This window comes from Methylobacterium sp. NPDC097929 (genome assembly GCF_049543375.1).
Lineage (GTDB): Bacteria > Pseudomonadota > Alphaproteobacteria > Rhizobiales > Beijerinckiaceae > Methylobacterium.
In genome coordinates, this window is sequence record NZ_JBMVEP010000016.1 from 40,261 (window position 1) to 52,542 (window position 12,282).

12 protein-coding genes are annotated in these 12,282 nt (G+C 70.9%); 4 read left to right on the forward strand and 8 right to left on the reverse strand.

Features of this window, described 5'->3' with window-relative positions:
• The first annotated feature begins 9 nt into the window (after positions 1 to 9).
• The 3 genes from flhB (at position 10) to ACPCJR_RS23650 (ending at position 2,432) form a co-directional block, all read left to right on the forward strand.
• Positions 10 to 1,074 (forward strand): flagellar biosynthesis protein FlhB, encoded by a 1,065-nt coding sequence (gene flhB / locus ACPCJR_RS23640; protein WP_391515350.1) that lies wholly within the window; start codon positions 10 to 12, stop codon positions 1,072 to 1,074.
• Positions 1,071 to 1,517, forward strand: a complete 447-nt coding sequence (locus tag ACPCJR_RS23645) for a hypothetical protein (RefSeq protein WP_391515349.1) — start codon at positions 1,071 to 1,073, stop codon at positions 1,515 to 1,517. Before flhB ends, ACPCJR_RS23645 begins: the two co-directional genes overlap by 4 nt.
• A 198-nt stretch (positions 1,518 to 1,715) precedes the next feature.
• A complete protein-coding gene (locus ACPCJR_RS23650) occupies positions 1,716 to 2,432 on the forward strand; it encodes a response regulator transcription factor (RefSeq protein WP_391515347.1) in 717 nt (238 codons plus the stop codon).
• Between the two features lie 6 nt (positions 2,433 to 2,438).
• On the opposite strand, the gene ACPCJR_RS23655 is transcribed toward ACPCJR_RS23650, so the two are convergent.
• The 6 genes from ACPCJR_RS23655 to fliF are packed head-to-tail and all read right to left on the reverse strand — an operon-like array spanning position 2,439 to position 10,183.
• Entirely contained in the window at positions 2,439 to 3,095 is a 657-nt protein-coding gene (locus ACPCJR_RS23655; protein WP_391515345.1) for a transglycosylase SLT domain-containing protein, read from the reverse strand.
• Positions 3,049 to 4,896, reverse strand: coding sequence for a flagellar hook-length control protein FliK (locus ACPCJR_RS23660; RefSeq protein ID WP_391515343.1), 1,848 nt, complete (start codon positions 4,894 to 4,896; stop codon positions 3,049 to 3,051). The genes ACPCJR_RS23655 and ACPCJR_RS23660 overlap by 47 nt, the downstream gene beginning before the upstream one ends.
• A 38-nt stretch (positions 4,897 to 4,934) precedes the next feature.
• On the reverse strand, positions 4,935 to 6,374 hold the full coding sequence (locus ACPCJR_RS23665; protein WP_391515342.1) for a chemotaxis protein: 1,440 nt from the start codon (positions 6,372 to 6,374) through the stop codon (positions 4,935 to 4,937).
• Positions 6,371 to 7,759, reverse strand: a complete 1,389-nt coding sequence (locus ACPCJR_RS23670; RefSeq protein ID WP_391515340.1) for a MotB family protein — start codon at positions 7,757 to 7,759, stop codon at positions 6,371 to 6,373. The genes ACPCJR_RS23665 and ACPCJR_RS23670 overlap by 4 nt, the downstream gene beginning before the upstream one ends.
• 1 nt (position 7,760) lies before the next feature.
• Positions 7,761 to 8,483: a hypothetical protein gene (locus ACPCJR_RS23675; protein ID WP_391515338.1), complete on the reverse strand. Its 723-nt coding sequence runs from the start codon at positions 8,481 to 8,483 to the stop codon at positions 7,761 to 7,763.
• A complete protein-coding gene (fliF, locus tag ACPCJR_RS23680; protein ID WP_391515336.1) occupies positions 8,483 to 10,183 on the reverse strand; it encodes a flagellar basal-body MS-ring/collar protein FliF in 1,701 nt (566 codons plus the stop codon). The genes ACPCJR_RS23675 and fliF overlap by 1 nt, the downstream gene beginning before the upstream one ends.
• Positions 10,184 to 10,303: 120 nt before the next feature.
• On the opposite strand from fliF, the gene ACPCJR_RS23685 reads away from it, so the two are divergent.
• Complete coding sequence (locus tag ACPCJR_RS23685) at positions 10,304 to 10,939, forward strand: hypothetical protein (protein WP_391515334.1); 636 nt, start codon at positions 10,304 to 10,306, stop codon at positions 10,937 to 10,939.
• An 81-nt stretch (positions 10,940 to 11,020) separates the two neighbouring features.
• On the opposite strand, the gene fliP is transcribed toward ACPCJR_RS23685, so the two are convergent.
• On the reverse strand, positions 11,021 to 11,788 hold the full coding sequence (fliP, locus tag ACPCJR_RS23690; RefSeq protein ID WP_391515332.1) for a flagellar type III secretion system pore protein FliP: 768 nt from the start codon (positions 11,786 to 11,788) through the stop codon (positions 11,021 to 11,023).
• Positions 11,789 to 11,796: 8 nt separating this feature from the next.
• Positions 11,797 to 12,279, reverse strand: coding sequence for a flagellar basal body-associated FliL family protein (locus ACPCJR_RS23695; RefSeq protein ID WP_391515330.1), 483 nt, complete (start codon positions 12,277 to 12,279; stop codon positions 11,797 to 11,799).
• Between the last annotated feature and the right edge of the window lie 3 nt (positions 12,280 to 12,282).

Sequence of the window (12,282 nt, forward strand, 5' to 3'; positions counted from 1 at the left end):
GGCTGAGGCGTGGCGGACGGCGAGGACAAGGAGAGCAAGACCGAAGCCGCCACGGAGCGGCGGGTGCGGGAGGCGATCGATAAGGGCGACATTCCGTTCTCGCGCGAGGCGCCGGTCTTCGCCTCGACGCTGGGCCTGCTGATCGCTCTGGCGCTGTTCGCCCGCGGTCAGGCGGCGCAGCTCGCGCAGGATTTCGCGCCGCTCCTCGACGATCCGCGCGGCTTCTCCCTGGAGACGGGCGGGGATGCCATGCTGCTCCTCAGCCGGGTGGCGCTGGCGGCGGGCACCTTCCTTCTGCCGATCCTGCTGATCCTGGCGGTCTGCAGCCTCGCCGCCTCGCTGCTCCAGAACCTGCCGCGCCTCGTCCTCGACCGGATCACGCCGAAATGGTCGCGGGTCTCGCCGATGGCGGGCTTCGCACGAATCTTCGGGACCTCGGGTCAGGTCGAGTTCCTGAAATCCCTCGTTAAATTCCTGTCGGTCAGTGTCGTTGCCCTTCTGCTCCTTCGCTCGGAGCGGACAAGAGCCGTGAACGCCATGTTCGTCGATCCGAGCCAGCTGCCCGAACTGATCCTGACGGTCTCGATCCGGCTCGTGTCGGCGGTGGCCATCGCCACCATCGTCATCGTGGCGGGCGACCTCGTCTGGGCGCGGCTGCGCTGGCAGCGCTCGCTCCGGATGTCGCGCCAGGACATCAAGGACGAGCACAAGCAGACCGAGGGCGATCCCTTCATCAAGGCGCGGCTGCGCTCGCTCGCCCAGGACCGCGCCCGCAACCGGATGCTCGCCAACGTCGACCGGGCGACCGTGGTGATCGCCAACCCGACCCACTTCGCGGTGGCCCTGCGCTACGAGCCGGCCGAGAACCCGGCCCCGCTCGTGCTCGCCAAGGGCCAGGATCTCATCGCGCTGAGAATCCGCGCCATCGCCGAGGAAAAAGGCATCGCGGTGATCGAGGACAAGCCTCTCGCAAGGTCGCTGTACGATGCTGTGCAGGTCGATCAGACGATTCCCGCCGAATTTTACCGCGCCGTGGCGCAGATCCTTTTCTTCCTTTTCGCGAGAGCCCGATGACCCCCCAGGTTCACCGTTTCGCGCCAGCCTTGCCGATGCCGCCCAACGCCTTCGCGGCGGCCGAGGAACTCTTCGCCCAGGCGCTGCGCGGCTTCATCGCCGAGCTGTGCCTGCTCGACGGCGGCGTGCTGATCGGCTGGATCCGCGGGCAGCGGCACGGCAACATCGCCGACCTCGTCGCCTCCTCCGCGGAGCTGTTCTTCAAGGATTCGGTCCTGACCTATGCCGACGGGGCCGACGTGAGCCTCGACTGGGGCCATTCCATCCAGGTCGTCCTCGACCTGGAATTCGCGACCGAGCCCGTGACGGTGTTCTTCAAGCTGGTGCTCGACGACCTGTTCGCGGGCGTCGCGATCCAGCGCATCGTCGCCGAGAACACCGCCGCGATCGGGCTGGACGGCTTCGCCAGCGCCCTCGACCAGGCGCGGGTGGGAAACGCCTGAGTTGTGCCCGAATGCAACGCGCGCAACGGGAATGCGGGCGGCTTCGTGGCGATCACGCGCGCGTGATTGACCCCCTCGCCGCGCTACGACATGGATACCCCGCTGCGGCGACTCGGCGTCCGAGAGAGGCGACTCGGCCCGACGCGCTGCGACACCGCTCGGTTCACGGAGCGGGCCGGATCAGGGGGATGGTCGCCGATGTATTTTCTGGTCGATCCGCGCGACACGGTGAAGGCGGGTTACAAGGCCAGCTTCGAGCGTGAGGGGATCTCCTCGTTCGCGCTCATGCCCGACGAATTCCTGAGCTGGCTGAGGGCGGCCTCGAGCAGCGACGTCGAGGCGATCCAGGGCTTCCTCCTCGGCGATTTCGAGGAGCGGGCGAAATGCGCGGGCGTCATCCGCAAGCAGTCCCGTGCGCCGATCATCGCCCTGGCCGACCTGCGCTCGCTCGAGCAGACCGTCGAACTCCTGGAAGCCGGCATCGACGACGTGCTGCCCAAGCCCGTCCATGTCCGCGAGATCCTGGCCCGGTCCGAGGCGATCTGGCGCCGGGTCAACGCCGCGCAAGGGGCGGCTCAGGCTCCGGCGGGCGAGGCGGAGGCCGGGACGGGCGGCGAGGCCGGACCCGTCGAGCGGCTCAAGGTCTTCCACGACGGGCGCGACCCCGAGATCGACGGCGTCCCGCTCTCCCTGCCGCGGCGGGAGCGCCACATCCTCGAATACCTCGTGCGCAACCGCGGGCGCCGGCTCACCAAGACCCAGGTCTTCAACGTGGTCTACGGCGTCTACAGCAACGGCGTCGAGGAGAGCGTGATCGAGGGCCACGTGAGCAAGCTGCGCAAGAAGCTCGCCGAGCGTCTCGGCCACGATCCGATCGAGGCCAAGCGCTACATGGGCTACACCTATGTCGGGTGAGCCCGGCTACTGGCAGAACGCCTTCGCTCCCGGCGTCCAGTTGCCGAAGCCGGTCGCGACCATGTTGGTGATGACGCGGCAGACGTAGAGCTTCTGCGCCGGGTTGTTGTTGGGCCCTGCATGGTAGCGCGCCACGGCCAGCGTCCAGCTGCCCTCGCGCTCCTTCAGCTCCTTCAGGAAGCGGGTGGCGTATTCCACGTTCTGGGCCGGATCGATCATCGCCTCCAGGGAGGCGAACTTCGCCCGGTGATAGTGGTGGTTGATCTGCATGCAGCCGAGATCGACCAGGCGCACGCCCTCGCGCTGCGCCTGCGTGAGACGCTGCACCACGTCGCCGGCGCTGGTGCCGAAATAGGCCTTGCCCTGGATGTTCATGGCGTAGGGCTGGAGCGAGCCGCGCTTGCCGCTCTCCGTCAGCCCGACCGCGTAGAGCATGCCGAGCGGCACCCCGTACTTGGCGGCGGCCTGCGCCATCTGGCGCTCGCAGATTCGGGAGGCCGCTCCGGCCTCGCCGCGGGCGGGACCAGCGACCATGCCGTCGCCGGCCGTGCTCGCGTGAGCCGAACCCGCCTGCCGATCGACGGAATGTGCGGTCGCCGCGTCCGTCCCGACGGCGCTAGAGATACAGACTGCCGCGATCGCGCCCGCCAGAATCCGTCTCATGCTCCTGCTCCTCTCTGGGCTTGGCGGCCTCGTCCGCACGGGGGGACGGGCGTCGGCCCGAATGATCTTGCGTCGCCGCGCCCGGCTGTCTGTCGTGCTGGCCGCCATGCGACTCCGCGAAGGCGCCGAAGCCCTGGCTGCGCGGGCCGGACTCGCCCGCTCCGCTGCCGCCGCCCTGGATCGTCACTGCCTCGGGCTCGTACCCGGCCTCGCGCAGCAGGCCCGAGAGCAGATCGCCCTCCTTGCGCAGGCGCTCGGCGGTCTCCTCGTGGCTGGTGCGCAGGCTCATCTCCAGGCGCCCGTCCTGCAGGCGCATCCGCACCAGCACCGAGCCGAGTTCGGCCGGATGGAGCTGGAGCGTGAGGATCTTCAGCGGCCCGGCCTCGCTCGGGACTGGGATCGGGCGGGCCTGGGCGGCGGGTGCCGCGGGCAACTGGACCGAGATCGCGTCGACGATCTGGCGCAGCGGCGAGGCCGGCGCCGGAGCCGGTGCGGTCGCGGTCTCGTGCGCTATCGATTCGACGAATGGGGCCTCCGGGCGCGGCGCTTCGGCGCCGGGCAGATCGATCGCGTCAGCCGCGCTTGCCTGACCTCGCCGAGGCGCAACCTCCGTGCCCGGCGCCGATGGGGCCGCCCGCTCCGCAATCGGTTCGAGGGGAGCGCCGCCGGCCGGATGCGTCCTCTGCGGTTCGGGATCGCGCTCGGCCGGTGGCGTCGCGCCGGGTTGGAGCAGGGGAGACGGCTCCGAGGCCTCGGCCGCCGCCGGTTCGACGGACCCGGAGAGGGTCGTCGCATCGGTCGTGCCGGTGGGTCGGATGCTGCGCCCGCTTCCCGACAAGCTTCGAGGGGACGCGGGCATCGCAGCCTGCGCCGGAGCGGCTTCGACCGCTGCCGGCCCGGCTGGAGAGGCTTGTTCCAATTCCGGTTGTGCGGGCTGTGGCGGCGCGCCGAGCGGCGGCGAGGCGGCGCGGATCTCGAAACTTCGTGCGGCGTCGGACATCGTCGGACGAGGCGTTGCCGGCTGTGGCGGTACGAGGCCGGCCGCCTCATCGGTCCGGGCATCGCGTCCGAGCTCGAACGTGCCCACCGGGATCGGCGGCGCGTCGAAGGCCGATGATCCCCCCGCGGGGGAGCGGTCTTCCGGCAATCGCTGCTCCCGCACCGAAACCGGCCGATCGGCGGGCACGCCCGGCGTCGCATTCGCATCGGACGCATCCCGTGGAATCGAGGCGAGGCGCGCCCCCGGCTCTGCGGCCGGGATTTCCGGTGCGGCACCGGTGTCGATGGGCGCCGGGACGACGGCCGGTGCGGAGCGTTCGCCCGCCACCTGCCCGAACCCCGGGGCGTCCGACGGCGAAGGCGCCGGTCCGCGCGGCCGAACGGGCGCGAAATGCGTCTCCAGGCCGACCACCGAAACCGGTCCCATCGTCTCCGCCGATCGCAGGTCGGCTCGTGAGCCGGACCGGGCCGCGGCGCGCTGCACCATGGCCTCGACCCCGGTGGAGGGGGCGGGAGCGACGATGGGTGCGGCGGGGCCGGCGAGCGCCATCAGTGCCTGAAGGGCGCAGCCGGTCTCGGTGCCGGGGGCGAGGGGTGCGTCGGTCGGGGAGGCGGCGGGCTTGTCCGCTCCGGCCTCGGGTTCGCCCGTCGTAGCCTCGCCGCGCTGTGGCGCACCGCTCTCGAAGGCGCCGAGCATCGCCTCGAAGCCGGCGGCAGCGCCCGCGCCCGCCTCCTCGCCGACGGGGGCGCGGCCGGCCTCGGGCTTGGACCGCAGCGGGATGAGGGTGTCGAGAGACCGCATCACGGCTCGATCGTCCGGTGGTTGGAGAGTGGATGGGTTCAGGGGGTGCCGGTGGCGGCACCCATGGCGCGCTCGGCCCGGGCCAGCGCCTCCTGCGCCCGAAGGAGCGAGCCGGATTCGGGGATCGGGCGGCTGGCCGAGGCCGCCGGAGCGGCGGCCGTCTCGGTGGCCGGGGTCGGCGTGCGGATCTGCTGGGCCGTCGAGAGCGCGGCATCGAGCAACTCCGCGTCGGGCGGCGCGAAATCGGTGCGGTCGAGGCCGCGCAGAGCCTCGTAGCCCTCCTCGAAGCGTCCGTCGGCCACGATCAGCGCCGCGCCGCGATAGAGTCGCGCCTGTGCCGCCGGCCGCGATTCCGGTGCGGCGAGCCCCATCGCCCGCTCGGCGGCGAAGAGGGCCGTTTCCCGGCGGCCCTGCTCCAGCCCCGCCCGTGCCACGAGCAGGTAGAGGTCGCGGCGGCTCTCCGGCTCGATCTCGTCGAGCATCCGCTCCAGGCTGGCGATGCGGGTGCGGTCGCTGTCGAAATCGAGGCGGGTGAGCGCCCCGGCGAAGCGCTGTCGGAAATTGCCGGCGTAGACCGAGCGGCGGAACCGGCGCAGGTATTGGATCGACAGCGCCTCGAAGCGCCGCGCGTCGCCACCCTGCGCCACGACGAAGATCTGGCGGCGCAACGCGCCCTCTTCCACCAGGGTGCCGGGCGCCAGGAGCCGGGCGAGATCGAGTAGTTCGAGCGATTTGGCGGGGGCCTCGCGCACCATCAGCGCCGATTGCGTCAGCGCGAGCTGTCCCGCGAGCCCGGCGGGCATCGTGCGCGGGTCGATGCCCGCGAGCTTGGCCCGGGCGTCCCGTTCGCGCCCTTCGAGATAGGCGAGGGCGCCGAGCGCCAGGGGCTGCTCCGCCTCCGGCGCCTTGCCGGATGCGAGCAGCACCCGCAGCACCGCCGGCCCGCCCCCCGCGAGCGCGAAGGTGACGGCGGCCCGCACGTTTTCCGCCTCCGCCCAGGTCTCGGGGACGAGGGCGGTCAGCCGCTGCTCGATATGGCCGAGGAGCTGGCGCTGCGCGAGGTGCGCCTGGGTCGAGCCGCGGGCGATGCGGTCCTGCAGCAGCTGGAGGGTGCGCGTCAGCTCGACGGGCAGGCCGTGCGCCGTCACCGGCAGCGGTTCGACGGGCTTTGCCGGCGCGCCGTGGCCGCCATGGCTGTCGGCTGCGGGCGCGTCGCCGTGATCGGCGGCGCTGGCCGGAACGGCGACCAGGACGAGCGCGAGGAGGACGGCGGCGCAGTGCCCGAGCCATGATGCGGGTCGGGCCAGCACGCCCGCTGTCGTCGCGGCGCGGCGCCTCCCGGTCCTGCTCGCCGCTTGTCGCGTCCACCCGGACCCTCCGGGCGTGCCGCACTGCTGAAGCGCTTGGCCGGGCCGCGCGATACCGGCCCTACGAAGACGCCGAGCTGTCGGGCGGGCCGAAAAGATCGAGACGATCATTCCGGCAGACCCCGCAGCAGGATCTCGATGCGGCGGTTCTCGGCGGCCTTCGGGTCGGCGGCGATGCGGGGCTGGCGGTCGGCATAGCCCTCGATACGCTCGATGCGCGCCTCGTCGAGGCCGCCGCGCACGAGCATGTAGGAGGCCATCTGCGCCCGGGCCGAGGAGAGGCGCCAGTTGTCGTAGCTCTCCGAGCGGAACGGCCGGCCATCGGTATGGCCGCGCACGACGATGCGGCCGGGGCGTGCGTTGAGGATCTTGGCGATGCGCTCCAGCGCCTTGACCACCTTCGGCGTCGGCTCGGCCGAGCCGATCCCGAACATGCTGAAGTTGATCTCGTCGGTGATGCTGATGAGCACGCCCTCGCCGGTGCGGCGCACCTCGACATGCGGCGCGGGCGCGCCGTTGGGCAAAGCCGGCACGGCCCGGGCGATCTCGGCCTTCAGGGCGGACAAAGCCGCGGTCTCGGCCGCTTTCGCCGCGTGATCGGCCGCGGCAGGCGGCTCCTTGAGGGCGGGCACGTCCGCCCTGGCCATGCGCTTGGGCTCGGGCTGCGCCGGCTTGACCTCGGATGCGGTCGGCTCCGGCGCGTCTTCGGGCGCGGGCTTGGCGATCTCGGCGGGCTTGGGGTCGGGCAGATCGAGCGGCATCGGTTCGGCGGACGCGAGCTTCACCCCGGCCTGCCGCATGGCCTCGCGCAGGCTCTGCCGCGCAATGTCCTTGGCATTGTCCTTGGCATTGTCCTTCGACGCGTCCTTCTTCCCGGCGGTGGCCGCTGCGGCGCGCGCGTCGATGCGGGCCTCGGCCGGCGCCGCGGCGACGGTGTCGAGGGCGCCGGGATGATCGGTGCGCTGGCGCGGCAGGGCGGCGACCTGCCAGTAGAGCGGGTCGAAGGGGTCGCGCCCTGTCTCGCCGCCGGCCACGCCCGGCTGACCGGCGTCGAGCGCGCTCGCATCCGCGCTCGCGGCGTCCGCTCCGGCGGCCTCGGCCTCCGCGGCGAGCCGGGCGAGGACGGCGTACGGGTCTTGGAACAGGGCGGATTCGCGGGCGCGGCTGCCCGGCGCGCCGGCCTTGCCGTCACCCTCGGCGCTGCCGCCGTCACCCTTGCCCTTGCCGGTCGGGGCGGGGTCGTTGGGGGTGTCCTGCGGGTCGTTCACGCCTTTGCGGTCGTGGGTGACCTCGGCGAGCTTCACCGGGTTGAAATACTCGGCGATGGTCTGCTTCTGCTCCTTGCTGGTGGAGTTGATCAGCCACATCACCAGGAACAGGGCCATCATCGCCGTCATGAAGTCGGCGAGCGCGATCTTCCAGGCGCCGCCGTGATGGCCGTCCTCGTGGTCGCCGTGGCGCTTGATGATGATGATCTCGTGAGGGCGTTCCGACATCTCACGCCTCCGCGACCGCCGCGGCGATCAGGCGGCTCCAGGCCGCGAGTTCGGTCTCGATCACGGTCTCGCCGGCACTCACGCTCACCTCCGGCCCCGCATCCGCCTCGAAGGCGATGCCGGCCGAAAGCCCGCCGAGCCGCGCTTCGAGCGCCGCGATCAGATCTTCCGGGCCGCGCACCCGCACGGCCGGCCGCTGCGGCTCGGCCAGGATGTGCCTGAGGGCGGCGCCGAGTTCGTCGAGCGCCCGACGCTGCAGCGCTTGGCCGAGCACCGGCGCCATCAGCCGGGCGACGCGATCCGACAAGGCGGCGTCGAGCGCCTGCATCGCCGCTTCGAAGCCGACGGCCAAGGTTTCGCTCTGTGCCGCGCTCCAGTCCCGGCGGGCCTGTGCCACCTGCTCCTCGAACCGAGCCCGCTGCGCCGCGCGCTCTTGCGCGGACTGCGCCTGTGCCTCGGCCAGCGCCTCCGCCCGGCCCTGCGCGCGCCCCCGCGCCTCGGCGGCGGCGATCAGCGCCTCGCGATCCTCGGCCGGACGCGCCACGGCGGCACGAGGCAGGAACGGTTCGATCTCGGGCCCGGCAGGGGCCGGGGCGGCGACCGGGACCGGCGCGGCCGCCGGAGCACGGAACCACGCCGAGGAAAAATCCGGCTCCTCGGCCACCGCCGCGGGCGGCGGCGGCGCGGAAAAGTCCGGCAGGTAGCGGGCGAGCACCGCGTCCATCACGCCGGCTCCTCACGCATGAGCCAGCGCTTGAGGACGGCCGCGACCTGCTCCTCGTCGATGTCGATGAGCTGCTCCAGCCGCTTCTGCGGCGAGCGGGCCATCTTGTCCTCCAGCTCCTCCAGCAGCCCGGCCACGCCCGGCGCGGGAAGCTTGGCCGGCTCGTCCCGGCCGGTGGCGCCGGGAAGCGCGGCAGCGGACGCGGAGAGAGCCAAGGGGCCCTCGGCAGCGAGGCTTCCGGCGAGTGCCGGCGCGCTCTCGGGGCCGGCGAGTGCCGTGGTTTCGAGCCCGGCGGTGTCCGGCGTCGCCAGGATCGCGCGCAGGGCCGGGCGCAGGCCGAACCAGATCAACAGGCCGGCCACGACGAGGATCGTCGCCGCGTTGATGAGCGTGCCGGACTGCTTCATCATCACGTCGGTGAGCGAGAGCGGCGGCACCGGTTCCAGCGGCTGGCCGTCGTTGACGAAGCCGACCGCCGCCACCTTGATCGTGTCGCCGCGCTCCCGGCTGAAGCCCGCGGCCGAGCCGACCAACTCCTCGATCTCCGAGATCTGCTTGTCGAGGCCCGCCTTGTCGTCCGGGCCGGCAAGCGCGGTCAGCCGCGAGCGGTTGACCAGCACCGCGACCGAGAGCCGGCGGATCGCGTAGCCGTCGCTCACCGTCTGGATCGTCTTCTGGGAGATCTCGTAGTTGGTGAGATCCTCCTTCTTCGAACTCTCGTTGCTCGACTGGTCGTTGCCGTCCGAGCGGGTGCGCTGGTCGGGCAGGTTCTCCTGGGCGCTGGTGGGGCGCTGGCTGTTGCGGTTCTGGCTGTTCTCGTTCTCGCGCATCGAGCGCACCGAGCGCTCGACCCGCTGGTCGGGGTTGTAAATCGTCTCGTTGGTCGAGGTCTTGTCCGTGTTGAGCTGCGTCGCGACGCTGACCTCGAAATTGCCGACCCCGAGATAGGGGCTGAGCGTGCGGCGGATGTTGTCCTGCATCTCGCGGCTGACCGATTTTTCCAGCGTCGCCATCTTGCCGGTCGGCGCCGTGCCGGCGTCGTCGCCCGCGAGCAGCACCGTGCCTTCCGAGCCGATCACGGTGACGCGGTCGGGCTTCATGCCGGGAATGGCCGAGGCGACGAGCTGACGGATGGCCTGAGCGCCGGACACGTCGTCGGCGGGCTCGGTGCGCACCACCACGGAGGCCGAGGCCGGCTGCTGGTCGCGGCGGAACGAGCCGCGGTCGGGCAGGACGAGGTGGACGCGGGCGGCGCGCACGCCCTTCATGCCCTGGATGGTGCGGGCGATCTCGCCCTCCAGCGCCCGCACCCGGGTCACCTCCTGCATGAAGGAGGTCATGCCCAGCGAGCCCAGGTCGTTGAACAGCTCGTAGCCGGATTTGGAGCTCTGCGGCAGGCCCTTCTCGGCGAGCAGCATCCGCGCCTGCGCGGTGTGGCCGAAGGAGACGAGCACCGCCGTGCCGTCGGACGACACGTCGAAGGGGATGCCGCTGTCCTTGAGGACGCCGCCGATGCGCGCCACGTCCTCGCGCGACAGCCCGGTATAGAGCGTCTCCTGCGCCGGACGGCTGAGATAATAGGCGCCGATTCCGACGCCGAGAAACACCAGCAGGCCGACCAGCCCGAGGGCGATCAGCCGCCTCGCGCCGAGATCGACGATGTTGCTCCACAATCTCTCGGCTTGCTCGCGACCGAACATCCCCGAACCAACCCTGCTGGCGACCTGACATGCGTCGGTCGTCTGTTTGGGAGGTCAGCCTTGCGCGGGGGTTGCGGCTCGGTGTCCGTTCTGCGTCCGGGGTAAGGGGGAGGACAAGCGATGATGTTCGATATGCCCGACGAGGCCCGGATGGCGCGGGCCCGGCCGCTCGGCCCATTTCTCTGCGATGCCGTCTTCGGAATCGCCGCCAGCCTCTACACTGGACCGGAGAACGGCTTCAGCCAGCAGGAATGGGAATCCTCGCGGGTTTTTCTCGACCCTCCGGAGTTGCCGCCGCGCCTGTACGGCTTCGTGCCGACGGTCGACTTGATCGGCCGGGAGGCGGCTCTGATCGCCTTCTACGAGAGGCTGATCACCACCGCCGAAAAACACGGCAAGCGCGATGCCATCGCGAAGCCGTTCCCATATTTTCGCGTCACGCCCACCATCCTGGAAGCAGATCAACCCGTCCTGTCCTTCCCCTGGACCGACGATGTGAGGGAGACCGCCGCCATCCTGACGGCCCTGGCCGGTGCAGGTTCTGACGGCTTGGTCTGGGACGACATCGACCAAGGTTGGTTCGTTCAGATTGCGTGCCGTGACGGAACGCTCTTCATGATGGAGGGCGACCCTGACGAGGATGAGCCGGACATCGCATTGCGTGCCGATGCGAGCGCGGCTCTGATGCGCTTGAACGCGCTTCACGGACGTATGATGCAGGCCTTCGGCCAGGATTTCTGGACGGTCGTACGCTGAGCGGGCGGCGGCGCCCACGCTTGCCGCTCTCCGCGAAGGCGGCCGGGTGGAGGCCTCGCGACGCGCGCGCACGGCCCCGCGTCAGAAGAACGACCGCACCAGTCCGCTCACCAACAGATTCCAGCCGTCGATCAGGATGAAGAACAGCACCTTGAACGGCAGCGAGATCACGGTCGGCGGCAGCATCATCATGCCCATCGACATCACGATGGTGGAGACGATGATGTCGATCACGAGGAAGGGCAGCACGATCAGGAAGCCGATCTCGAAGCCCCGGCGCAGCTCCGAGATCATGAAGGCCGGGATCAGGATGCGCAGGTCGATCTTGTCCCCGGCCTCCGCCTTGGGGAAGTTGCGGCTCGCCAGATCCGTGAAGGTCTGAAGGTCCTTCGGGCGCACGTGCTGGGTCATGAACTCCCTGAACGGCTCGACGATCTTACCGAGAGCCTCCTCCTCGCCGATGCGGTTCTCCTGCAGCGGCTTCACGCCCTCGTTCCAGGCACGGTCGAAGGTCGGCGCCATGACGTAGAAGGTCATGAACAGGGCCAGCGAGACGAGGAACAGGTTGGCCGGCGTGCTCTGAAGCCCCAGCCCCGAGCGCAGGAACGAGAAGGCGACGGCAAAGCGGGTGAAGCTCGTCACCATCACGAGCAGACCCGGCGCCAGCGACAGCACGGTGAGCAGCGCGACGAGCTGGATGATGCGCCCGGACGCCGCCCCGTTGCCGGGCGGCAGCAGCGCGTCAAGGCCGGGCACGCCGGTGACGCCGCCGGGGGAGGCGCCCTGCGCCAGGGCGGCGGTGGCGGTGAGACCCAGAACAAAGCCGGCCAGCGCGAGGCGTCGAACCATCCGCCCGCTCATTGCACCACCAGCGATTCGACGATGAGTTCGCGCACCGCCCCCTTGGTGCGGATCGCGACGCGTTCGTTGAGATCCTCGCGCAGGTGCTGAAGGCCGCTCGCGCCCTCGATCTGCGCCATGGAGAGCGTGCGCAGGTAGGCGAGCGCGTCGGCGCGGATCTCGGCCAAGGTCACGTCGGGGTTCGGCAGCGACCCGGTCTTGAAGACGATCGAGGATTCGATCCGCACCCAGGAATCCGTCGGCTCGGCGAGGTTGGCCACCACGGAGCCGATGCTGCGCAGGCTCAGATCGCCCGTGTAGTTCAGCACCTTCACCGCCTTGTCGGCTTCCTCGCGCTTCTTGAGGTCCACCGACTTCTCGACGCTGCCCAGCAGATAGACGCCGAGCCCGCCCCCGGTGCCGACGGCGACGAGCGTGACCAGGGCGAGCGCCCCGATCCAGCCCCTGCCGCCCTTCTTGGTATCCTTGGCGTCCGTCATGTT